Consider the following 23,371-nt stretch of genomic DNA (forward strand, 5'->3'; position numbering starts at 1 on the left):
GGTCTAGCTAAACAAATCTCTTTTTGAAGATGCTTTAACTTCTTTGAAAAAAATTAATTTTTCAAAGGCTTAGTTAATATATGCTCATCAAGCTTCCAACAAGTATATTCAATTTTCAAAGAACTGATATTCAGCTTGACTTATACCCACATGTCTAAAATCTCTATTTCGGAAAACGTTTTCCAAAATAGATTATACACCGCTTTCAAATAAAAACAACTCTTTTATTTTAAAAAGTATGTTTTTTGAATTATATTTATCGTCGTTTGTAAAATTAAGTTAGAAATAAAAAAGCCATTTGTGGTAGAATTTTGAATATCCCTAATCAAAAGAGAGGTAACCACAAATGACCTATAAACATCTTACCACACGTGAATTAACCTTCATATATAATTTTTGGAAACAAGATATTAAAAGCCTATCAAGCCGCTAAAGCTCTTAAACGTTCCAGCGAAACCGTTTATCGTGTTTACCGGTTTCTAGATGCTGGTAATTTAATTAGTCAATTTCAAGAAAATCATCGAATTAATAAAACTCATTGCGGTCGAAAAGCAATTGAATTACCAGAAGATGAAACCAAATACATTAAGCAGAAACTTGCATTAGGTTGGACCCCTGATACGATTATTGGTCGAGCTGAGATACAGATCAGTTGTAGTATGAGAACCTTATACCGACTCTTTCAAAGAGGTGTTTTCAATGTGAAATTGTTGCCAATGAAAGGTAAAAGGCATCCAAATGGTTACGTTGAACGGCGTGGTAAAGCTGGCCGACTCGGCAGAAGTATTTATCAACGCTATCAGGATTATCCTCATTTTCAACATGAATTTGGTCATTTAGAAGCAGACACCGTCCAAGGCAAAGCACATCAAGGTGCAGTTATGACCTTAGTTGAGCATCTCTCCAAAGTTGAAATCATTTTAAACATCCAACAAAAATCAGCTGAATGCGTTAATAAACATCTTAGTCAACGGCTGTCCCAACAGCCAAAACACTTTTTCAAGTCAATTACTTTTGATAAATTCACTGGTTGGAAAGAAATCGCAAATAAACATGATATTAGTACTTATTTTGCCGAAGTTGGGGCTCCTAATCAGCGTGGCTTAAACGAAAATAACAATGGACTAATTAGACGAGATGGTCTCAACAAAAGCATGGATTTTCGCAATTTACCAAACGCTTTAGTTCAACAAGTCAGTAGCCGGCGTAATCATATTCCAAGAAAATCATTAAATTATAAAACACCAATTGAGGTATTCATGGAAAACATCACAGATAAACAGCTATGTTATTTCTAACTTAATTTGACATTTCAAGGCTGTTTAAAGCCAACCTAATTATAAGGATAATCGAACTCATCTAAAAAGTGTTTATTTCGCTGCCAGACAACATAACTATGATTTTTTGAAACATCTAATGCAATAATATCTATCAAAATATCGCTTTCTAAATACTGGTTCATGGATTCTAAATCTTAAATCATATTTGCGCGTCGAAAGTGCTGAAAGCCATTTTTTATATGGGCTCGAGGTTCCAGAGGTCTTGATCGGCTTTAATTCACTTTCAATGTAAACAAAAAGTTCTGATAAGAAACGATTTTTATCATTCCTTATCAGAACCACTTTTAGATTGTTTTTCTTTACTATTTAATTCACTATTGCGTAATCTTAATTCACTATTGCGTAATCCAATCAAATTCTAAACTCGGATCAGCATTCAAAGATAAATCAGCCCGTTTCCCAGCTCGAAAGGCTACGTGACCAGCAGCCCCAATCATCGCGGCATTATCACCACATAGACTTAATGGTGCTTTCAACAAACTGACATCCGAATGCTTTTTTTTCATTACTGCACTCAACGCATCACGTAACCCAGTATTAGCAGCAACACCACCTGCTAAAATTAATTGTTTTACCGGATACTGCTGTAAAGCATGCATTGTTTTAGCAACTAGAACATCTATCACACTTTGTTGAAAACTGGCAGCCAAATCAGCTTGATTCAATTGCTGATTAACTTGTTCAGCATGGTGGACAGTATTAATAAAGGCACTTTTCAAACCACTAAAACTAAAGTCAAAATTATCATCTTTCAACATTGCTCGTGGAAAATCAAAGGTATCTTTTCCTTGATGAGCTAATTCATCAATTTTCTTTCCTGCTGGATAATCAATTCCTAAAACACGCCCAATTTTATCGTAGGCTTCACCCGCAGCATCATCCCGTGTTTCTCCGATAATTTGATAACTATTGGGTTTTTTTAAGTAGACCAACTCGGTATGCCCACCAGAAACTAATAACGCCAATGCTGGAAATTCAATTTCCCCTCTAAAACGGGCAGCATAAATATGTCCAGCCATATGATTAACCGGAATTAATGGTAAATTGTGTGCAAATGCCACCGCCTTAGCTGCAGTGACACCGACTAGTAAAGCTCCTACTAGACCTGGTCCATAAGTAACGGCAACAGCATCCAAGTCTTGATAATCTACTTGTGCACGCTGAAGTGCATCGGCTAAACATATAGTTACCTGTTCAATATGATGACGACTAGCAACCTCCGGAACCACTCCACCAAATCGCCGCTGACTATTAATTTGCGTAGCAATCACGTTTGATAAAATTTTATTGCCATTTTCAATAACTGCCACACTGGTTTCATCGCAACTTGATTCAAATGCTAGAATCAATTCTCGTTTTTCTTCATTCATTTTTTTTCGATTCCTTTTTAATCTTATATTGCATGTTAATTGCATCCTCGTGATTTGACTGATAGTATTCTTTGGTCAACCCCAAACAAATAAAACCAAAATCTGTATATAATTGCTGAGCTGATTTATTACTCAAACGGACTTCCAAAGAGATAGTTTGGTAATCTCTTTGCTGGGCAATTTCCTTAACCACCTTTAACAAGAAAGTGGCTAATCCTTGATGTTGAAAGTTTTCAGCCACAGCTAAACTTGTAATATGAACATCATGTTGCTTAGGATTAAAATCAGTTCCAATAAACGCCACTAATTGGTCATTAAAGCGCAATAATAAGTATAACTTTTCCTGTGTATTTTTTAATTCACTAGTAAACACTTTACGATCCCATGCCGTTTCTTGAGGAAAAACCTGTTGCCGTAATTTGACTAACTCAGGAATATCAGTAATTAATGCTCGGCATAATAAATAAGAGCGGTTTTTTAAGTTTACGGGATGATTATTAAAAGTTGGAACAAATGTCTGAGTATCCGGTCCATGCAATAAATTGAATAGTAATTTAAAATTTTTCAACAAGCGGTTCATTTAATTTCTCCTGATGATGGTCTAACCAGTATTTTTCTGCTTGAGTTAGCCTTAAATAATGTGGTACAAAATCATGAATTCCAACCGGGTTAGTTATTCGACCTAGCAGCCCTAATTGATAAGCTTGTGGATAATCAAAAACTTTGTTTGCTAAAACAACTTCAGCATGCACATTTTCCTGAATCTGCTGATTAAAAAGAATAGCATCTTGACCAACCAATATAATTTTTGAATATTTTTTCAAAACAGCTATTAATTTTGTTAATGCTAAATGTTGATCTGCCAATAAACTAACTAATCCCTCATTTTTTTGCTGATAAATGCCTGCAAAAACACATTCCCTACGCGCATCAAACATTGGAACAATTACTGTCTCATCGTTTTCAGGCTGTACAGGCGCAGCTAAAACCGCCAAACTTGAGACTCCGACTAATTCTTTTTTTAAGACAAATGCTAAAGTTTTAGCTGCAGTTACCCCAATTCGCAAACCGGTATATGAACCCGGTCCTTGAGCAACCACGATCCGATCAATTTGACTGGGTTGCAGATCAACTTGTTTGAGCAAATCAGCTATCAATGGCAATAAAGTTGTACTATGATCTTTTTGGCGATAATTAAACGTCACTGTTGCCAATAGTTGCGTATCTTGGAGCACCGCGACACTCAACGGCCGATTAGATGTATCAATTGCTAGAATAATCATTAATTTTTACCTCTTAACCTCACTTCTGTGAATTATCTTATCACATTTTCTTAAGTTATAAGCCTAAATTTTAATGTTTTAATTATGAAAAAATTCAACCATAGAAATTGTTAAATACAGCAGGTTGAAATATAGACAGGTATTTTCACCAAAATAAAAAGCTGTGACAAAAATTTCTACTTGCCTCAGCTTGTTTTATCATTAAATTCGTTGCTTTAAACTTTCCAATGTTTGATTGCTGCTGATAAATTTCAATATTAAAAACTGAATTGGTAACATTAGTATTTCTTTAAATGCCCTTAGCCAAAAGATTGAATTGAATGAAGTATGATACAGTAAACAAATCCACCAAGTGTTTAATAATGAATCAACCAACAATAGATTAAGTACTACTGCCGCTAAAATTCGCCAATTGGTTGCTTTTTTCTGGTAAAAAAACAAGCCATAAATGAAAGCACCAAGAAATGCTGAAATTGTAAAGCCAAAGAAATAACTTCCCTGTCCACCACTTAGTAAAAGTGTTCCAACAACATCGGCTAATCCTGCAGCCAGTCCAGCTAAAACTGGTCCAAACCAAGCAGCCATTAAGAATACAATCACAAATGTGAAACTGATTCTAACCGACCAGACGCCAAACGACAAGAACTTAGCTACCACCAGATTTAACGCAATCAACAAACCTAACAACGCAATTTTGCGTGTTGTCAAATGTGAAACAAAAATATTCATTTAAGACATCTCCCTGTTGGAGCTGCCACAATTAAATTGCGGCGAATGCGAAAATAAAACCGCGGGAATCTGAACCCTTCGTCTAAAAGACACATTCCGTCCTTTCAGCACTTAACGCTTTATTTTCTACCCCGAAATTTGTATTTAAAAATACTTTGTCATTATAACACACTCTGAGCGTAATTCATTTTGAAATGCAAATGTTTTTCAATGGTTCCATTGATATTTTCATTGATTTTCATTTTTTTCCCACAAACATTGCGCGCGACAGCTTTCCTGCTGGTCAACAACAATTTGATGGTGTGTAATACTCATTTTTGAATCTTTAACCGTCAGTGGCTGATCGACCCGACTAGTGACCAGTTCGCCATAATGAACCTCTCTTTTGTAACGAACATTCACCTGTTTAATTTGATGATTAATCAAAAATTCCTCTGACAAAGCATCAACAATCCAATCGAAATAATGCACATTGTTAACATGTTGGTTAGCATCAATATCCATAAAACGCACTCGGTAATCCTTGCTGGCAGCCATTTTTTCCAAATTAAATTTTTCCGGTTCAGCTACCCGTTCGACTTTTGGAGTATATTCAGAACCATAAGGCGCTATTAATTCAGTTGGAACTTTAGTAATTTTTCGCTTTTCTTGATCCATTAATATGAATGTACTGTGCATTTTAGCTAGTACTTCTCCAGTTTGATCTTCTAGCCAAAAATCACGGTAACAAAAATAATGATTGTAAGCCGTTGCTTGGGTCTTGACAATAACCTTTTCTTTTAACTGCGGCAAACGTTCAATGGTCAATAAGTGCTGCGTAACAACCCAGCCTAAATCTTGCGCATGAATTTTTTGTGATGTTAATCCCAACTCATCACTTTGATCTTGAGATGCCAGCATTAAAATATTAACCAGCATTCCAGGTGTTACACGACGAGTTCGATCAGTTTCATAAAATAAAATCTGATGTTTTTCTGAAAAAATATTTGCAGCCACGTACTCACTCCTTAACCTTTTCTCAAATGATGAAAAGCATTATAAACAACCTGTTTTTTTAGCTGATGCTGTTTAGCGATTTGTTTAATCGCATCATTAGCGCGATATTCGCCACTAGCAATTAAATCAGCAACCTCATTTTCCAAATCTTCAGAACTGACAATTTGTTGTGGTGCAGATGTTACTGGTTTGCCCGCAACAATCAAACAAAACTCGCCGCGAATCTGTTCTTCTTGACTCCAAGCCAAAGCATCGGCTAATGTCCCTCTTAAAAATTCCTCAAATTTTTTTGTCAATTCCCGTCCTAAAACAATTTGGCGTTGTGCTCCTAGAACATTATTTAATTCTTGTAAAGTTTTCTTTAAGTGATGTGGTGATTCATAAAGAATAAAAGTAACTTCTTGTTGGGCTAAAAAGGTGGTCTGTTGCTGCCGTTGCTTCTTCTGCCGGGCTAAAAAGCCAAAAAATAGAAATGGTTGCGGAACTAGCCCGGAAGCAATCAGAGCCGTCAGACCAGCATTAGGTCCGGGAAGCGGAATCACCGGAATCTGCTGAGCAATCGCTGCCACTACCAGCTCATGACCGGGATCACTAATTGAGGGCATCCCCGCATCACTAACTTGAGCAATTTTTTTGCCGGCCATCAATTTATCCAGAAGTTGTGGAATTCTTTCTTGGGTGTTATGTTCATGAAAACTTATTTGTGGTGTTTTGATATCAAAATAATTCAACAATTTTTGGGTGTTACGAGTGTCTTCCGCTGCAATCAAGTCAACTTTTTTTAAAATCTCCACCGCTCGAAAAGTCATATCACCAAGATTGCCTAGTGGTGTCGGTACTAAATAAAGTGCCCCAGCTATTTTTGGTTGTTGATAACTGCTGATGGCTGTTAACCCCATTACTTTCGCTCCCCATAAATAATATTCTGACAAAAGACACAAGGTTCATCATTTAACCGCCGGGTACCGTACATATTATCGACGTTACAAACATGAAATCCTTGTTCATACAGTTTTTCTAAATTTTTTCTTGATTTCGACAAACCGCCATTTTCATTTTCTTTATGTTGCTCTAATTCCTGCAAATGATCACGCAAATGTTGATTTTCAATTTCTAATTCAGCATTTCGTTCAATCACTTCCATTAAAGACTTTTGAATCTCATTAAGTTCAGTTACCGATTTTTGAGCATGCAGTTCAAGTTCTGCAAATTTGTCGTACAGAGTCCGATTATCCAAGTGCTTCACCTCGATTGCTTACTATCATCTATCATAACATTTAAGCAATTGTAAAGTTAACGCCTCAAGTGCATTTTGAAAATTAATATTAGCTTGTCTTAATTTGGGCTGTTTTAATAACAATTCAATTGCCGCTAACTGCTGGTTAACAGTTAATTGTTTTAACTTGGGGGTCAATTGCGTCTGGTACTTGGCAAAATACTTTACTTGATTATTTACCATCCAATTAATTAAGTCTTTGACTAATAATTCCAATAATTCTAATAATAACTGCTGGTCTTTTTTTTCAACCACAATTGGCATAATTTGTGATTGGACATCCACCACACTCAGCCAATCCTTGCTTAGAATTTTTAAATACCATTCAATCAATTTATCACTTAACTGATAAACCGCTCCAGTTTGATCAAGCTGTTTTGCTACTTGCAAATCTACCGTTAATCCCGCCAACAAATCGGATTTACTTGCAGAAATTCCGGCTTGGGCAAATAATTGACTGCGCTGTGTTTCACTGGGAATTACCATTTTCAACAACTGGCAACGAGAAACAATTGTCGGCAGTAGTTGATTAACGTTTTGAGCAAGTAAAAAGAAAGTCATTTGTCCGCTTGGTTCTTCAATAAATTTTAAAAGACTGTTAGCAGCGCTGATTGTTAGTTTTTCAGCTGATTCTAAAATGATTACCTTCCGACGCCCTTCAACTCCACTTTTAGAAAATTCAGCTTTTAAAAATCTAGTCTGTTCAACTTTAACACTACTCCCATCGGGAACAACATCAATCACATCAGGATGATTGCCTGTTAAAATCCGTTGACACTCAGCACATTTTCCACAAGGTGAACCAGTCGTTTCTGGATGTAAACAAAATAGACCAGCAGCTACCCACAGAGCTAAACTGCGCTTGCCACTGCCAGCTGGACCCGTTAGTAAATAAGCATGGACTAATTGGTTTTGTTTTAATAAGCTGGCAAAATAATTAGCAAGAAATTTTTGTTGCTTTGGTGTTTCAAACATTTTTTCTGTCATAATTATTTAATTAAAATTGGTGAAATGCATCAATCGGTAAAACAAAAACCGTTGCTCCGCCAACTTGGACCTCAATTGGATAGGCAGCTGACGAATCCATCGAAGCATCTAAATTGACCGGTGGTGTCATAAATTGTTTCCGCGTCCTTGAAGAATCTTTAATTAGTTCCAAAATTTCTTCTACCCGTTGATCTTCGACTCCAATCATAAATGTTGTATTACCTGATTTTAAGAACCCACCTGTAGTTGACAATTTAGTTGCTCTGACATTAGCTTGAATAAACAAATTACTTAAACGATTACTGTCTTTATCCTGAACAATTGCAATGATCATTTTCATTTTATTTTCCTCCAGTTCACTGCTAACTTTTAAAAATTAAAGGTAGCCTATTTTGTAATACCCTAAGCGTTTCGTTGCTGACCTCAGATAATTCTGCAGTAGCATCAATTTTTATAAATCTTTCTGGAAAAGTCGTATTCAATTTTAAATATGAACGGCGTACACGTTGATAAAAAATCTCTGACTCTTGGTCGAGTCGATTAATCTCATTAACTCGATGGGCATTGATCCGAGCTAACCCAACAGCCGGTGGAACATCAAAATAAATTGTTAATTCAGGTTGTAAACCATCCGTTGCAAAGTTATTTAACTGAGCAATTTCTGCTTCACCTAGCTGGCGACCAGCTCCCTGATAAGCAATCGAACTGTCAACATAACGATCACACAAAACTAACTTTCCTGCGGTTAACGCTGGTAAAACTGTTTCAACCAAGTGTTGGCGCCGTGAAGCAGCATACAGCAGTGCTTCCGTACGGCTGTCCATTCCCAATGAGTTTGCATCTAACAATAATTGTCGAATCCGTTCTGCGATTTGGTTACCACCTGGTTCACGGGTCAATAAATAGTTTATGGTTGTTTTTTGCTGCAAATACTTTTCAATTCGTTTTAAAACACTTGTTTTTCCTGAACCATCTAGTCCTTCAAATGTGACAAACTTTCCCTTCAAACTTTCAACCTCTTTTATAATCTAGTTATCTTTATTTTACTTTACTCTTTTAACCCTGTCTAATTTCAAGAGTAACTAATTATTAAAAAAACTTCTAAAATACAATTAAAAAATCGTGTTTTAGAAGTTTCTTTTAAATTTATTAATCATGTTCAACCATTGAAGGACGAAAATGGGCCTTTACCTTGCGGCGACGGGCTTCTAAGTACAGAAAAGTATATTTTGCTCCCGCCAAATCAACTTCTGAGCTCAACTCATCATCTTCTTCACGCATCGCTTGTCGCGTTTGCTTGGCCTTTTCCCAACTATCAGCTGCTGCTTCAATTGCAGTCAGCAAGTACTCATCGTATTCGTGCCGCAAATTATGTTTTGATCTTCCAAACATTTAACTCGCCTCCAAATTAGATTTCCTGTCGTCCTTCAATCGCCTTGAATAATGTCATTTCATCAGCATACTCAATATCACTGCCAACCGCTAATCCATGTGCTAAACGAGTAACTTTAATTCCAGCCGGTTTCAATAAGCGTGCTAAGTACATGGCGGTTGCCTCACCTTCAGGGGTTGCATTTGTGGCCACAATAATCTCTTTAATCTGATCATGGTTTTGCAGTCGTTCAATCAAAGAAGTAATGTTCAAATCATCCGGTCCCTTGCCTTCCATTGGCGAAAGAACTCCCTGTAAAACATGATAAAGGCCATGATATTCACGCATCTTTTCTAATGACATCACATCTTTAGCTTGCTCAACTACAATAATTTTACTCTGATCGCGACTGTGATCACGACAGATCTGACAAGGATCAGTCTCAGTAATGTTTCCGCAAATACTGCAGTAATGCAACTCGCGCTTCGCATTCCTTAAAGCAGCTGCAAATTGATCAACATCTTCTTGCTGCATATCAATTGTAAAAAATGCTAAACGCGTTGCCGTTTTTTCGCCAATTCCCGGCAATCGAAGATAACTGTCAATCAATTTAGCAATCGGTTCTGGATACTGCATCTAGATTTTCCTTTCTAAAATTAAAATTTAGGCAGATTATTAGTATATTTTCCCATCGTTTGCTGTGTAGCTTGATCTATTGTTTCCATCGCGTTATTAACAGCCATGATAATTAAATCTTGCAACATCTCAATATCATCTGGATCAACTGCTTCTGGTTTGATTTGAATATCCTGCAACTCTTTTTTTCCATTAAATTTAACAGTTACCATCTCGTCACTTGCTTGGCCTGTAAATTCACGTTCTTCCAATGCTGTCTGATCTTTTTTCATTTGTTTTTGCATTTTCTGCATTTGTTTCATCATGCCCTGCATATTTCCCATACCACGCATCATTTATAAAACACCCTTTCAAATTTTTAATCGTCTTTTAACTCAATTAAGTTTTTAGCTGCCGTGCCCCAAATTTTCTCAGCGGTAGTCAAATTATTATCTGGTGTTGCTGGGGATTCATCTCCATTCTTAGGCTCACCATCATTTTGATGATCCACGAGATACTTTTTTCTAACCTGTGGCCATTGAGCTTGCGGTAAGAAAACCAATCTTAAATCTTTTCCCAGTAGCTTTGCCAAATCTGCTGTTAACGCATTTTGTAGCTGCTGGTCTTGCGCCGCTTTTTCAAACAAAAAATCATATTGAAAGCTGACAACTGCAGCATCTGCACTAGCAGCAACTGGTTGGCTAACATTCATCACCGCGCGTTGCGTTACAGCTAACATGCTTAATAAATCCTGCCAAACGTCTTTAACCTCGACCAAACTTGCCCTCGATGCCGTAGCTAAAACTGCATAAATTTTATTTAAATCGGGTTTCACTTTCAACTTAGGCTGACTCGAAGTCCTCGCTCGTTTTGTTTGTGGCGTTAACTGTTGTACATCTTCACCTTGCTGGCTTTGCGCCTGTAAGCGGCTCAATTGTTGTTGCATTTGGGTCAGTTTTGTTTGCAATTCAGTTATTTTTTCTGTTGCAGCAGCCGAAGCAGCTACATCATCTTTGTGAGCAATACGGCACAATTTAATGGTTGCCACATCTAAATAAACATCTTGATGAGTTGCAAAGCGCATCGCTTGTTGCTGCTGGCTTAAAATATCTAAGGCCTGGTAAAGTGTCTCAGCTGAAACCTGATCTGCTAATTCAGTTAGCTTTTCAGATGTTGAGTTTTTCTCAACTTGGGTCAATAATAATTGCCGACAATAATCAATCAATCCTTCAAATAACTGATTAGGGTCTTTCCCAGCACTTAATAATTGCTGCAGCTGCTGAAAAGCAATTGCTGCTTTTTGAGAAAAAACAGCTTCTAAGTAGACAGCTAATTGCTCTTGAGAAACACTCCCAGTTACCAAAAGAGCATTTTCAAGATTAACCTGATTATGACCAAAAGACAAAACCTGATCAAGCATACTCAAAGCATCACGCATTCCACCAGCCGCTGCTTTGGCTATTATTTGTAAGGCTGCTGGATCAAATTCTAATTTTTCCTGACTTAAAATATATTCCATTCGCTCAATCAAATCTTGATCTTCAATTCGTCGAAAATCAAAGCGCTGCGTACGTGAAATAATTGTTGCCGGAATTTTATGCGGTTCAGTCGTAGCCAAAATAAAAACTACATTGGCAGGCGGTTCTTCCAGGGTCTTTAATAACGCATTAAACGCACCTGCAGAAAGCATATGCACTTCATCGATAATATAAACTTTGAATTGTGCTTGAGTTGGTGCATACTTAACTTTTTCACGAATGTCGCGGACCTCATCAACACTATTATTAGAAGCTGCATCAATTTCGATAACATCGTTCAATCTTCCTTGCGTAATTGCTTGACAAATTTCACATTTATTGCAAGGCTCACCAGCCTGCTGATGTTGACAATTAATGGCCTTAGCAAAAATTTTGGCCGCTGATGTTTTCCCCGTGCCACGTGGTCCTGTAAATAAATATGCATGACTTGTTTGACCAGCTGCAATCGCATTTTTTAACGTTTGCGTAATCAACTGCTGTCCAACCAAATCTGCAAATTGCTGTGGCCGCCAAACGCGGTAAAGTGCCCGGTACCCCATCTTTAAAAGCACTCCTTTTCACTTAAAAAAAACTCCCGATCGCAATTTAGATCGAGAGGTTACTTTCCAATTAACTTGGGGCACATGCTGTAATCTGCTTAGTGCTGCTTCCTTCCGGATCTGACACGCTTCACAGACACCTCATTGTCCCAAGGCCTTAACGGCACTCTCTATTTTACATGATAATTCGAAAAAATTCCAGCCTTCTAGCATTTTTTTCTTCGCCGTCGTCTAATATCTCGAAAAAAGGTTTTTAAACGGTCGGCACATTCTGCTTGTAAGACTCCCGCAGTAACCTTTGCTTGATGATTAAAACGTGAATCCTGCAATAAATTCATTAAAGATCCAACAGTTCCAGCCTTCGGATCTGCTGCTCCATAATAAACTTCAGCAATTCGGGAATTAATGATTGCCCCACTGCACATTGGACAAGGCTCTAAAGTTACAAACAATTGCGCTGCTTCTAAGCGCCAACTCTTCAGGAAAGCATTAGCTTCTTGAATTGCCAAAATTTCAGCATGTAAAGTTGCATCTTGACTATGTTCACGCAAATTGTGGCCCCGGCCAATAATTTGACCTTTCCACACAATTACACAGCCAATTGGAACCTCCCCGATTATCCGGGCCCGATCAGCCTCAAATAGGGCTTCGCGCATATAATATTCCTGCTCTTGTCTAATCATAAGGTTGCATCATTTCCTTGTTTACAACTTTGTAAAACAAAATATCCTTTATCTCGCATAATTACTTGGCAATTACCAAAAACGGTCTGCAACTTTTTTTGCGCTGAAGGTGCACCTTGCTTTTTTTGGATGACCGCTAGCAACTGCCCACCTATTTGTAAATGTTCAAATGCCTGTGTTAGGATTGCATGAACAACTTTTTTCCCTGCACGAATTGGTGGGTTTGTAATAATTAACTGGTAATCTTGTTCTGGAACCTGCGTATAAATATCAGAGCTCCAAATTTTGACATTAGAAATCTGATTCACTTCAGCATTTTTTTTAGCCAATTCAAGTGCTAATTGATTAACATCAATTAAATCGATCCTAGCTGATGGATATTTTTTAGCCAAAGTTAAGCCGATTGCCCCATAGCCACAGCCAACATCTAATATCTTGGCTTGAAGCGGAAGCGAAATTTTTTCAGTTGCCTGTAATAAAACTTTCGATCCATAATCAATTCGATTTTTGGAAAAAACGCCATTATCAGTGATAAAATTTAGTTGTGTCCCTAAAAGTTGAACTGTTCTTTCTTTTTCATGATGAATAACTTCGGATTTTGTGAAAAATAATAATTTGTCATTGAATACCTCATTTTATTATTTTGGAAGTCATTTGACTCTCAAATCGCTTGAACACTATATATTGGCGGCTATGCTACTGCTACACAAGATATAGTGTCGTGTGCTTGATATTTTTTAAAAATGTTGTATACTAAGCATACAATATCTTGATAAGAGGTGCCAATTATGAGTTTAGCAATTTATACAAAAAATAACTGCATTCAGTGCAAAATGACTAAGAAATTTTTAGCCGAACATCAAATTTCATTTGAAGAACATAATGTTAGCCAAGAGCCTAAATACATTGATTACTTAAAAGAAAAGGGCTTTCGGAGCGTTCCGGTAATTGAGAAAAACAGTAATCCAATTATTAATGGTTTCCGACCAGACTTATTGAAAAGTTTATTGGCACAGTAGTATCTTAATTTTAGCACATTTTATTTTAAAGAGTTTCGCCGATTGCTTTGGCGAAACTCTTGCTAGTTTTAATCCCCCTAATTTAAGAAAGTGGTGCAACAAATGGGTCTTAAACAAATTGATGTTGATCAAGTTAGTTATTATGATTTGAATAATGAAATTAACATCCCCGTCGACGGACAAATTCCTTTGAAAAAGGATCAAGCAGCTTTAACCGCCTTTTTAGCGGAAAATGTTAAACCAAATTTATTAACCTTTTCTTCGTTAAAAGAAAAGCTCAATTACTTAATTGAAAACAATTATTATGAAAATGGTTTTATTGAAAAATACGATTTTTCATTCATTGAAAAACTATATGATTTTTTAATCAAAGCTGATTTTCATTTTAAAACTTTTATGGCTGCCTATAAATTTTATGCTCAGTACGCGTTAAAAACCAACGATAATAATCAGTATTTAGAAAACTTTACTGATCGAGTAGCAGCTAACGCGCTTTATTTTGGTGACGGCGACGAAAAATTAGCTTTAAAATTAGCAGATGAAATGATTCATCAACGTTACCAACCTGCCACTCCCAGCTTTTTAAATGCTGGTCGCAAGCGCCGTGGTGAATTAGTTTCATGTTTCTTAATTCAAATCACCGATGATATGAATTCAATTGGACGTGGAATTAATTCTGCTCTACAACTATCACGAATTGGTGGTGGTGTCGGTATCACACTCAGTAATTTGCGAGCAGCTGGAGCCCCCATTAAAGACATTCAAAATGCTGCATCAGGAGTCGTTCCCGTAATGAAATTATTAGAAGATAGTTTTTCTTACTCTAATCAGTTGGGGCAACGCCAGGGAGCCGGAGTAGTTTATTTAAACGTTTTTCATCCAGATATTATTGCCTTTCTAGCTGCTAAAAGAGAAAATGCAGATGAAAAGGTTCGGATTAAAACTTTATCACTCGGCGTAATTGTTCCAGATAAATTTTATGAACTTGCTCAGCAAGATGCTGAGATGTATTTATTTGATCCTTGGGGTGTTGAACGTGAATATGGCAAGCCCTTTTCTTACATTGATATTACTAAAGAATACGATAGAATGGTAGCTAATCCTAATATCCCTAAGAAAAAAATTAAAGCTCGTGATTTAGAAACAGAGATCAGTAAGCTTCAGCAAGAATCTGGCTATCCATATATAATTAATATTGATACTGCTAACCGTGCAAATCCAGTTGCTGGGAAAATTATTATGAGTAATCTTTGTTCTGAAATATTACAAGTACAACGACCTTCTACAATTAACAACCAACAAAACTATGATGAAATGGGGACCGATATTAGCTGTAACTTAGGTTCAACTAATATTGTTAACTTAATGGCTTCACCTAATTTTGGTTCTTCAGTCGAAACAATGGTTCGAGCATTAACTTTTGTTACTGACCACTCTGATATCGATGTTGTGCCCTCAATTCAAAAAGGTAATCATTTAGCACATACGATTGGTCTTGGAGCAATGGGATTACATGCTTTCTTAGCTAAAAATCAAATTCATTATGGTTCACCGGAAGCAATCGATTTTACTAGTGTTTACTTCATGCTGTTGAATTATTGGACTTTAAAAGCTTCTAATCAAATTGCTCGTGAGCGACAAGAAACTTTTGCAGATTTTGCACAAAGTAGTTACGCAGATGGTAGTTATTTTGACAAATATTTACAACATAATTATGGTCCCCAGACTCAACGAATAAGCGAACTTTTTGCTGGAATTTTTATTCCGACAACTGCTGATTGGGCAGAATTAAAGAAAAATGTCATGCAAGATGGACTTTATCATCAGAATCGAATGGCTGTTGCACCAAATGGTTCAATTTCCTATATTAACGATACTACTGCCAGCTTACACCCGATTATCAATCGAATTGAAGAACGCCAAGAAAGAAAAATTGGGAAAATCTATTATCCTGCTCCCTATCTATCAAATAAAACATTACCGTATTATCAATCGGCTTATGACACCGATATGCGTAAAGTTATTGATACCTATGCTGCGGCACAACAACACGTGGATCAAGGAATGAGTTTAACCTTATTCATGCGTTCTACTATTCCAACTGGCCTTTATGAATGGAAAAAAGGTCGAACTGATAAAATGACAACACGAGATCTAAGTATTTTACGAAATTATGCTCACAATAAAGGAATAAAATCAGTTTATTATGTCCGCACCTTCACTGATGATCAAACAGAAGTTGGCGCCAATGAATGTGAAAGCTGCGTTATTTAAGTAAGGAGTAAAATCATGACGGAAGATTTTTATCGTGCAATTAACTGGAACGAATTAGAAGATCAAATAGATAAAGCAACTTGGGAAAAACTAACTGAACAATTTTGGCTAGATACTCGCATCCCGCTCTCTAATGATTTAGCAGATTGGCGGAAAATGTCAGCAGAAAATAAATTAGTTGTCGAGCATGTTTTTGGCGGGCTAACCCTGCTAGATACCTTGCAGTCACAAGACGGAATGGCTTCATTAATGCATGATATCCGTACCCAACATGAACGTGCTGTTTTAAATAACATTCAATTTATGGAATCGGTTCATGCCAAAAGTTACTCGTCTATTTTCTCAACACTGAATACTCCAAAAGAAATTGAAGAAATTTTTGTGTGGACTCATAGTAATCAATTTTTACAATACAAGGCCAAAAAAATTGATCAGATTTATCTTGAGGGTTCTGTCTTACAAAAAAAAGTTGCTTCTGTTTTGTTAGAAACCTTTTTATTCTACTCAGGATTTTATACTCCGCTTTATTGGTTAGGACATAATAAATTAGCTAACGTCGGTGAAATTATTAAACTAATTTTGCGTGATGAATCAGTTCATGGAACCTATATAGGTTATAAATTTCAATTAGGCTTTAATGAACTAAGCTCTGATGAACAAACAGAATTGAAATCTTGGATTTATGATACTCTTTATGATTTGTACAATAATGAGGAACAATATACGCATGAATTATACGACCAAGTAGGTTGGAGTGAAAAAGTATTAGTCTTTTTACGCTATAATGCCAATAAAGCCTTGATGAACTTAGGGCTAGACCCACTATTTCCTGACACTGCAGATGATGTTGATCCAGTTGTAATGAACGGTATCTCAACTTCAACAGCTAACCACGACTTTTTCTCACAAGTTGGAAATGGTTATTTATTAGGAGATGTTGAACCAATGGGCGATAATGATTACTTAATTGGTACTCAAGAAAAAAATAAATTTTAAAAAATGCTCATAAAAGAGGCAATTTTCAGATTTTAAGATCTGAAAATTGCCTCTTTTACTGTAAACCGATTTTTCATAATAATTACTAAATCAGTTTTAGCGTTTACTTGGTGGGTTAAGTTTTAAAAAACGATTCAAAAAAGCTGCTGGCAAAGGTACTGTTGGTAACTTAATAATTTGCTGGCGTCGATTAACCACACTGGTTAACTGCAACATTGTAACTAAAATTGAACTACGTCTCCGATATGCAGTATACTTAGGACGCCAATCAGTTACATACTTATTTTTATAAGAGCGCAGTCCCTGAAACCCGTAAAAATGTGAACCATATTCATATAGTAAATGAGCAGCTTTTTCTTCCAGAAAACTATATTTAGAGTAACCGACATTTGCCAAAGGAGCCATTCCTAAATTAAAGTAATGGTATCCTTGAGCCTGTCCATACTCAAATAATTTGATAAAAATCATATCCATTACTCCATCAGCAACTTTTCTTCCATAGCGCATTAAATCTACTGATAAAATATTTTCATTGACTGGCATCAAATTGGCAAAAGCAACAATAGTATTATCACCATCACGAACAATTGCAATTGGTGCTTGCTGCAAATAATCTCGGTCAAAAAAGCCCATCGAGAAACCTTTTTCCAGTTGACCCGCCAACCATTCATCTGAAATTCCTTTGAGCTGATTTAATTGTTCTGTTGAAAAAGGTGGTTCCAGAATTTCAAAATTATAGCCATTACGGACCAGCTTGTTCATTAAAGCTCGCTGTGCCCGTTGCTTTTTGCCACTTAGGGTAAAATTAGTGATGTCCACCAGACCTTCTTCACCCATTTTAATAAAATCAAAACCAAATTCATGCAATAATAAGGTTAGCTCTGAATTAACCTCATAGAAGACTAATTGACAATTTTCTAGATCTGCTAATTGTAACAATTGACTAACTGCTTCATTTAAATATTTTCGATTACCAACTGGTTCCCCCATAATAATTAATTTATTAGCTTTATGTCGATACATCAAAAATAATTGATCTTCTCCATTATCTTGGTAAAAAAACAAACATTTATCCTTAAGATAAACCAAATGGCTCGTTTCATTACCACCATATTTTTCAATTAATTTTCGAGCTCGCCCTAAATCTGGTAGTTCATCAATTGAACTCATTCCAAAATTTGCTAGATAACTAAAAGTCAGCCATAAAACTCCCGCTGCCAATAACAAACCAATAAACCCGGAAAACCAAGTTTGCTCGGAAGGGAAAATCAAAACTGATGGTATATGATGGTGTAAAATATAATGTGGTGAATTAATTGCTCCAATAATTGCATAGAGAATTGAAACTGAAGCAAATAAAACTCCATCTAAAAACATTTTTTCGCTGGAGTAAACAAAGCGCTGCCGATACAGTTCTCTTCGTGAAAAAATCACTAGGATCAAGACAATACTTAAGAAGCTTAATACGCCCCAAGAAAAGCCATAGCGAACTGTGTCAATCATTCCTATAATTAAGAAAATAATCGTTGGCCAGTATGCTCTTTTAATTTTAGCCTCAATTCCACGAGCTAGACCCAAAAGCATAAAAGCACATAATACACTTGTTAACTGACCAACAAAAAATAAAGTATAGGGATAAAATTTAATTAAAAAATCGTTATTGAATGCTAAATTTGGAACCATTGCATCTAATAAAATTAAAATGCCCGAACTGTATAATAACAAAGTCAATATTCCATGAGCTGCTTTATGCATAATCGAGCTTGGTAACCCATCTAAATATTCATTTATTCGACTGCCTAAAGTATGAATAAAAAAGATTACCCCAACAATGAACGGTAAAATATAATAAAAAATTCGATAAAATAGTAACCAAACAGCTGCTGTTGCACTTGGCACCCCTAATGTCCCCAAACCAATTAACATGAAAACATCAAACGAACCTAGTCCTCCTGGTACTAGAGAAATAATACCAAGAATTGAAGAAACGATATAGAGCATAAATACTTCGGGAAGTTTTTGATCTACTCCCAACAGCCAACCAATTAAAACAAAAAACAAACTAACCGATAACCATTCAGTAGCTGAACCAATAATCAACAATGTTTCTTGTTTTGAGTTCAAATCTCGGAAAACACCGTGATTCTTTCTCAAGGTAAAGAACAAAACTAAAGGGAAGTATAATCCACCACCCACGAGCCAAATCAAATACTGTGAAAACCCAGTTCTAATTACCCCCAATGTAATTGCAAGCAAAACTAGCCAGCAGCATAAAGATAATCCTGACAATAAAAAAATTGCAATTTTAGAAAGCGCAGCAATAATTTGCCCTTTTGTTGCTTTTTTACTATAAAAGTTTGCTCGTAAAGTTGCACCAATCAAACCGCCAAAACCTAGCAGATTAGTAAAAGTATTAGTAATCCAGCCACTTTTTAAAAGATATTTTTTTGAAAACTCTCCTGGAACAAAACTAACCATAACTATGTCATACATCAGCATCGGTGTAACTGCTAAAAAACCAACAATTAACATAATTCCTATAGCTATTGGATTGGTTGTCATTAAATCATGCGAAATCTCACTCCATGACATCTGCTTAGCAATTCTACCAAATTCAAAAAATACAAAAATTAAAACTGATAAAACGAAAATCAATTTAAAAATTAACATTCGCTTTTCGACCCAACTAACTATTTTTTTCATTTCATTCACTTTTCAAAACCGCCTTGTTTAGTCCTTGTCATTTATTATCCACAATCTTAAGCAAATCAGCAATCTTTTGAGCTAAATTTAAGAGAAGTTTTGAAAAAAAAAGAACCAACAATTATTGTTGGTTCTTTGACCTAATACTTTGAAAAGGCAGTTAACTATTTAAGAGTAACAACTCCGCCAACTGCTTCAAGTTTAGCTTTCATATCTTCTGCTTCGTCTTTAGCAACGCCTTCCTTAACAACTGAAGGTACGTTATCAACTAAAGCTTTTGAATCCTTCAAGCCAAGACCAGTAATTTCACGAATTACTTTGATAGCTTTAATCTTCTGGTCGCCTGATTCAGTTAATTCAACATCAAATGAATCTTTTTCAGCTTCTGCGGCACCTGCGCCAGCACCAGCTGCTGCAACAGGAGCTGCTGCAGATACACCGAATTCATCTTCGATAGCTTTTACTAAGTCGTTTAATTCAAGAATGCTGGCTTCTTTTAAATCAGCAATGATTTGATCTTTATCTAATGCCATTTTTGTTTCCTCCATTTTGGTTTTATCTTTATTATAATATTTAACTAAGCAGCGTCTTCGCCGTCTTTACTTTCAGCGACAGCTTTAACTGCATAAGCAAAGTTGCGAACTGGTGCTTGCAATACTGAAAGCAACATTGATAACATACCTTCGCGGTTTGGCAACTTGGAAATTGCTTCGACTTGTTCCAAAGAAGCAACCTTGCCTTCGATAATCCCACCCTTAATCTCAAGAGCATCGATATCTTTAGCAAATTTCGCCAAAATTCTAGCAGGTGCAACAACATCATCCTTTGAAAATGCAACTGCAGTTGGACCTGAAAATGTATCATCAAGACCTTCATAACCTGCCTTATCAGCAGCCCGCTTTAAATAAGTGTTTTTAATAACGCGGAATTCAACACCTGCTTCACGTAACTCTTTACGTAATTCAGTTACTTCTTCCACGGTAACACCACGGTAATTAACGACTACGCAAGAAACAGCACTATTAAACTTTTCAGTAACTTCGTCAACAACTGCTGCTTTCTTAGCAATAATTTCTTTACTCATTAGTCTTCACCTCCTATATATGAATGTTCGGTCTGACTTTCCTATATAAAAATCCCTATGTCCACCTAGACACAGAGACTATTTTTCCAAGTAAATAATTAATCATTACTCCTCGGCAGGCAATAACATTAAGGCATACGCCACCTGAGTCTTAGGTAGAGTCATAAAAAATTGACCTCAATTAGAATACCATAGATCCTAATTGAAGTCAACTATCATTTTAAATTAGCATTTTAAAGAGCGTTGCTATCAAGGGTAACACTTGGTCCGAAAGTCGAAGCAAGTGAAACATGCTTAATATATTGTCCCTTAACTGAAGCCGGACGAGCTTTAGCAATAATACTTTGGATAGCATTAAAGTTAGCAGTCAAATCCTCAACACTAAATGAAACCTTGCCTAATGGAACATGCACATTACCAGCTTTGTCTGTCCGGTAAGTAACCTTACCAGCTTTAGATTCACTAACTGCTTTAGCAACATCCATTGTAACTGTTCCAGTCTTAGGGTTTGGCATTAAGCCTTTAGGTCCTAAAACACGTCCTAAACGACCTACCTTAGCCATCATATCAGGTGTTGCAATTGCAACATCAAAATCAAGCCAGCCATCTTGGATACGTTGTACTAAATCATCATCGCCCACCACATCAGCACCTGCTTCCGTAGCTTCTTTAGCTTTAGCACCTTTAGCAAATACAACAACTTTCTGTTCTTTACCAGTACCACTTGGCATTACAACTGCGCCACGTAGCTGCTGATCTGCTTGTTTGGTATCCAAATTCAGATTGTATGCAACTTCGACGGTTGCATCAAAATTTGCAAAGTCAATTTTCTTTACTAATTCAAGTGCATCTGTAACATTATATGATTTATCTTCCTCGACTTGCTTAGCAGCTTCGAGATATTTTTTACCTTTTTTAGCCATTGGTTTATTTCCTCCTTGCAATTGTGGTGTAACGGATATACCTCCCACTTGACGCAGCTGTTTTCACAGCGCATCCGACTGAGAAGCAGGACCGTAGAAAACTAATCTTCTACAACAAAGCCCATGCTTCGTGCAGTACCTTCAACCATGCGCATTGCAGCTTCAACATCTGCAGCGTTTAGATCTTGCATTTTTGTTTCTGCGATTTCCTTAACCTGATCTTTGGTTACTGTTGCAACCTTCTTGGTATTCGGTTCGCCAGAACCATGTTCAACGCCAGCAGCTTTTTTCAATAAAACAGCAGCTGGGGGAGTTTTGGTTACAAAATCAAATGACCGATCTTCATAAACACTAATCACAACAGGAATAATCATGCCAGCCTGATCAGCAGTCCGAGCATTAAATTCCTTAGTGAATCCCATAATATTGATTCCAGCTTGTCCTAAAGCTGGTCCAACTGGGGGAGCTGGTGTTGCTTTACCAGCAGGAATCTGTAACTTAACAACGTTAACAACTTTTTTAGCCACGGTACATACCTCCTTAAAGTCCGTGCGTGGTACGGATGGCTAGCTTTATTTAGCCTCCCACATGCATGCAAAACATACTTTTACAGTATATCATTGATTCAAAATTAATACAATAGCTTAAACTAATTTATCAACTTGATCATAATTTAATTCAGTTGCTGTTTCGCGACCAAACATGTCAATATTAACACGTAATTTCATTTTCTCACGATCAATTTCAATCACTTTGCCAACAAGTCCAGCAAAAGCGCCTTCGATAATTGTAACCGATTCGCCAACCTCTACCTCAAAATCAACATGTCGTGAACTCATTCCCAAACGACGTAAAATCAGCTCAACCTCTTCATCTAGCAATGGTGCCGGCTTACTACCAGCCCCATGTGAACCAACAAATCCGGTTACGCCGGGAGTGTTTCGTGCAACATACCATGATTGATCACTCATAACCATTTCAACTAAAACATATCCTGGAAAAGTTTTTTTACTTTCAACCTTATCTTTACCAGTCTTAGTAGTTTCATGTTCTTCTTCTTCAGGAACAACTACCCGAAAAATATAGTCTTTCATTCCCATTGATTGTGCTCGGGACTCTAAGTTTGTCTTAACTTTATTTTCATATCCAGAATAGGTATGTAAAACATACCATCTTTTTTCTAACGTCTCCGCCATCTTCTGTCCTCCTTAAGGGTAAAATAAAAAAACTTCGTATAGACCGAAGTTTTCTCGTTGAAAACATTATACCATAAAATGAAACTGATTTTTAATTTTAAATTTGCTAAACCAAAAATTTAAGTGCCCATTGAACTGCAAAATCAACAATTGCAAAAAAGATTGCAAATAAAACTGACGTTAAAATAACAGTCGAAGTATCATTAAACGCTTCTTTTCTAGTTGGCCAAGTTGTTTCTTTCATGGCTTTAATTACGCTTCTGTAAAATTTCACTTCTGTTCCTCCTAACGTGTCTCTTGATGGAGTGTATGCCGATTGCAGTGTTTACAGAATTTTTTTACCTGCAGTCGTTCAACACGATTCGGGTTAGCAGTAATTGTATAATTACGTGAACCACATTCCGAACATGCTAATGCCATTTTCTTTTGTGCCATAATAGTTCTCCTC

26 protein-coding genes, 1 other RNA gene, 2 pseudogenes, 1 riboswitch and 1 other annotated feature are annotated in these 23,371 nt (G+C 36.5%); of the genes and pseudogenes, 4 read left to right on the forward strand and 25 right to left on the reverse strand.

Annotated elements, in window-relative coordinates; genetic code table 11:
* The first annotated feature begins 346 nt into the window (after nt 1–346).
* Nucleotides 347–1,298 (forward strand): annotated as a pseudogene (locus G6O73_RS07755) (IS30 family transposase).
* 377 nt (nt 1,299–1,675) lie between these two features.
* Here G6O73_RS07755 and tsaD read toward each other — a convergent pair.
* The 17 genes and pseudogenes from tsaD to G6O73_RS07840 form a co-directional block, all read right to left on the reverse strand.
* A complete protein-coding gene (gene tsaD / locus G6O73_RS07760; protein WP_057885075.1) occupies nt 1,676–2,710 on the reverse strand; it encodes a tRNA (adenosine(37)-N6)-threonylcarbamoyltransferase complex transferase subunit TsaD in 1,035 nt (344 codons plus the stop codon).
* The gene (gene rimI / locus G6O73_RS07765) at nt 2,703–3,290 is read right to left on the reverse strand and encodes a ribosomal protein S18-alanine N-acetyltransferase (RefSeq protein WP_057885076.1); all 588 of its coding nucleotides are present in this window, start codon (nt 3,288–3,290) and stop codon (nt 2,703–2,705) included. The genes tsaD and rimI overlap by 8 nt, the downstream gene beginning before the upstream one ends.
* Nucleotides 3,265–3,993 carry a tRNA (adenosine(37)-N6)-threonylcarbamoyltransferase complex dimerization subunit type 1 TsaB gene (tsaB, locus tag G6O73_RS07770; protein ID WP_057885077.1) on the reverse strand — a complete coding sequence of 243 codons (729 nt, stop codon included), beginning with the start codon at nt 3,991–3,993 and terminating at the stop codon, nt 3,265–3,267. Before tsaB ends, rimI begins: the two co-directional genes overlap by 26 nt.
* Before the next feature lie 201 nt (nt 3,994–4,194).
* On the reverse strand, nt 4,195–4,722 hold the full coding sequence (locus G6O73_RS07775; protein WP_057885078.1) for a folate family ECF transporter S component: 528 nt from the start codon (nt 4,720–4,722) through the stop codon (nt 4,195–4,197).
* A gap of 37 nt (nt 4,723–4,759) precedes the next feature.
* Nucleotides 4,760–4,858, reverse strand: a riboswitch (THF riboswitch).
* Nucleotides 4,859–4,950: 92 nt separating this feature from the next.
* Nucleotides 4,951–5,718 (reverse strand): acyl-[acyl-carrier-protein] thioesterase, encoded by a 768-nt coding sequence (locus G6O73_RS07780; RefSeq protein WP_057885079.1) that lies wholly within the window; start codon nt 5,716–5,718, stop codon nt 4,951–4,953.
* Nucleotides 5,719–5,729: 11 nt separating this feature from the next.
* On the reverse strand, nt 5,730–6,617 hold the full coding sequence (gene rsmI / locus G6O73_RS07785; protein ID WP_057885080.1) for a 16S rRNA (cytidine(1402)-2'-O)-methyltransferase: 888 nt from the start codon (nt 6,615–6,617) through the stop codon (nt 5,730–5,732).
* Nucleotides 6,617–6,955 carry a DNA replication initiation control protein YabA gene (locus G6O73_RS07790; protein ID WP_057885081.1) on the reverse strand — a complete coding sequence of 113 codons (339 nt, stop codon included), beginning with the start codon at nt 6,953–6,955 and terminating at the stop codon, nt 6,617–6,619. The genes rsmI and G6O73_RS07790 overlap by 1 nt, the downstream gene beginning before the upstream one ends.
* Nucleotides 6,956–6,979: 24 nt before the next feature.
* Nucleotides 6,980–7,981, reverse strand: coding sequence for a DNA polymerase III subunit delta' (gene holB, locus G6O73_RS07795; RefSeq protein ID WP_057885082.1), 1,002 nt, complete (start codon nt 7,979–7,981; stop codon nt 6,980–6,982).
* Between the two features lie 10 nt (nt 7,982–7,991).
* Nucleotides 7,992–8,321, reverse strand: coding sequence for a cyclic-di-AMP receptor (locus tag G6O73_RS07800; RefSeq protein ID WP_057885083.1), 330 nt, complete (start codon nt 8,319–8,321; stop codon nt 7,992–7,994).
* A gap of 22 nt (nt 8,322–8,343) precedes the next feature.
* Nucleotides 8,344–8,988: a dTMP kinase gene (gene tmk / locus G6O73_RS07805; protein WP_057885084.1), complete on the reverse strand. Its 645-nt coding sequence runs from the start codon at nt 8,986–8,988 to the stop codon at nt 8,344–8,346.
* A 142-nt stretch (nt 8,989–9,130) separates the two neighbouring features.
* Nucleotides 9,131–9,373, reverse strand: coding sequence for a YaaL family protein (locus tag G6O73_RS07810; RefSeq protein WP_057885085.1), 243 nt, complete (start codon nt 9,371–9,373; stop codon nt 9,131–9,133).
* 16 nt (nt 9,374–9,389) lie between these two features.
* Complete coding sequence (recR, locus tag G6O73_RS07815) at nt 9,390–9,989, reverse strand: recombination mediator RecR (RefSeq protein WP_057885086.1); 600 nt, start codon at nt 9,987–9,989, stop codon at nt 9,390–9,392.
* A 20-nt stretch (nt 9,990–10,009) separates the two neighbouring features.
* Nucleotides 10,010–10,321 (reverse strand): YbaB/EbfC family nucleoid-associated protein, encoded by a 312-nt coding sequence (locus G6O73_RS07820; RefSeq protein ID WP_057885119.1) that lies wholly within the window; start codon nt 10,319–10,321, stop codon nt 10,010–10,012.
* 26 nt (nt 10,322–10,347) lie between these two features.
* Nucleotides 10,348–12,045 carry a DNA polymerase III subunit gamma/tau gene (dnaX, locus tag G6O73_RS07825; RefSeq protein ID WP_057885087.1) on the reverse strand — a complete coding sequence of 566 codons (1,698 nt, stop codon included), beginning with the start codon at nt 12,043–12,045 and terminating at the stop codon, nt 10,348–10,350.
* A 69-nt stretch (nt 12,046–12,114) separates the two neighbouring features.
* Nucleotides 12,115–12,201, reverse strand: an RNA gene (gene ffs, locus G6O73_RS07830) — signal recognition particle sRNA small type.
* Nucleotides 12,202–12,251: 50 nt separating this feature from the next.
* A complete protein-coding gene (gene tadA / locus G6O73_RS07835) occupies nt 12,252–12,728 on the reverse strand; it encodes a tRNA adenosine(34) deaminase TadA (RefSeq protein WP_057885088.1) in 477 nt (158 codons plus the stop codon).
* Nucleotides 12,725–13,350 (reverse strand): annotated as a pseudogene (locus tag G6O73_RS07840) (class I SAM-dependent methyltransferase). The gene tadA and the pseudogene G6O73_RS07840 overlap by 4 nt, the downstream one beginning before the upstream one ends.
* Before the next feature lie 166 nt (nt 13,351–13,516).
* On the opposite strand from G6O73_RS07840, the gene nrdH reads away from it, so the two are divergent.
* The 3 genes from nrdH to nrdF all read left to right on the forward strand — a co-directional run bounded on the left by nrdH (nt 13,517) and on the right by nrdF (nt 17,017).
* Nucleotides 13,517–13,747, forward strand: coding sequence for a glutaredoxin-like protein NrdH (nrdH, locus tag G6O73_RS07845; protein WP_057885089.1), 231 nt, complete (start codon nt 13,517–13,519; stop codon nt 13,745–13,747).
* 102 nt (nt 13,748–13,849) lie between these two features.
* Nucleotides 13,850–16,021 carry a class 1b ribonucleoside-diphosphate reductase subunit alpha gene (nrdE, locus tag G6O73_RS07850; RefSeq protein WP_057885090.1) on the forward strand — a complete coding sequence of 724 codons (2,172 nt, stop codon included), beginning with the start codon at nt 13,850–13,852 and terminating at the stop codon, nt 16,019–16,021.
* Between the two features lie 15 nt (nt 16,022–16,036).
* Complete coding sequence (nrdF, locus tag G6O73_RS07855; protein ID WP_057885091.1) at nt 16,037–17,017, forward strand: class 1b ribonucleoside-diphosphate reductase subunit beta; 981 nt, start codon at nt 16,037–16,039, stop codon at nt 17,015–17,017.
* Between the two features lie 96 nt (nt 17,018–17,113).
* Here the strand turns inward: nrdF and mprF are convergent, their stop codons facing one another.
* The 8 genes from mprF to rpmG form a co-directional block, all read right to left on the reverse strand.
* Nucleotides 17,114–19,720, reverse strand: a complete 2,607-nt coding sequence (mprF, locus tag G6O73_RS07860) for a bifunctional lysylphosphatidylglycerol flippase/synthetase MprF (RefSeq protein WP_057885120.1) — start codon at nt 19,718–19,720, stop codon at nt 17,114–17,116.
* Between the two features lie 164 nt (nt 19,721–19,884).
* Complete coding sequence (gene rplL / locus G6O73_RS07865; protein ID WP_057885092.1) at nt 19,885–20,253, reverse strand: 50S ribosomal protein L7/L12; 369 nt, start codon at nt 20,251–20,253, stop codon at nt 19,885–19,887.
* A gap of 44 nt (nt 20,254–20,297) precedes the next feature.
* Nucleotides 20,298–20,804 (reverse strand): 50S ribosomal protein L10, encoded by a 507-nt coding sequence (rplJ, locus tag G6O73_RS07870; protein WP_057885093.1) that lies wholly within the window; start codon nt 20,802–20,804, stop codon nt 20,298–20,300.
* Nucleotides 20,805–20,841: 37 nt separating this feature from the next.
* Nucleotides 20,842–20,978, reverse strand: a sequence feature (ribosomal protein L10 leader region).
* A 59-nt stretch (nt 20,979–21,037) separates the two neighbouring features.
* Entirely contained in the window at nt 21,038–21,727 is a 690-nt protein-coding gene (gene rplA / locus G6O73_RS07875; RefSeq protein WP_057885094.1) for a 50S ribosomal protein L1, read from the reverse strand.
* A 101-nt stretch (nt 21,728–21,828) separates the two neighbouring features.
* The gene (gene rplK, locus G6O73_RS07880; protein WP_057885095.1) at nt 21,829–22,254 is read right to left on the reverse strand and encodes a 50S ribosomal protein L11; all 426 of its coding nucleotides are present in this window, start codon (nt 22,252–22,254) and stop codon (nt 21,829–21,831) included.
* A gap of 117 nt (nt 22,255–22,371) precedes the next feature.
* Nucleotides 22,372–22,923: a transcription termination/antitermination protein NusG gene (nusG, locus tag G6O73_RS07885; protein ID WP_057885096.1), complete on the reverse strand. Its 552-nt coding sequence runs from the start codon at nt 22,921–22,923 to the stop codon at nt 22,372–22,374.
* 106 nt (nt 22,924–23,029) lie between these two features.
* On the reverse strand, nt 23,030–23,197 hold the full coding sequence (secE, locus tag G6O73_RS07890; RefSeq protein ID WP_057885097.1) for a preprotein translocase subunit SecE: 168 nt from the start codon (nt 23,195–23,197) through the stop codon (nt 23,030–23,032).
* An 11-nt stretch (nt 23,198–23,208) separates the two neighbouring features.
* Entirely contained in the window at nt 23,209–23,358 is a 150-nt protein-coding gene (gene rpmG / locus G6O73_RS07895; RefSeq protein WP_057885098.1) for a 50S ribosomal protein L33, read from the reverse strand.
* Nucleotides 23,359–23,371 lie beyond the last annotated feature (13 nt).

Source organism: Liquorilactobacillus nagelii DSM 13675 (genome assembly GCF_019444005.1).
In the GTDB taxonomy this organism is placed as follows: Bacteria; Bacillota; Bacilli; order Lactobacillales; family Lactobacillaceae; genus Liquorilactobacillus; species Liquorilactobacillus nagelii.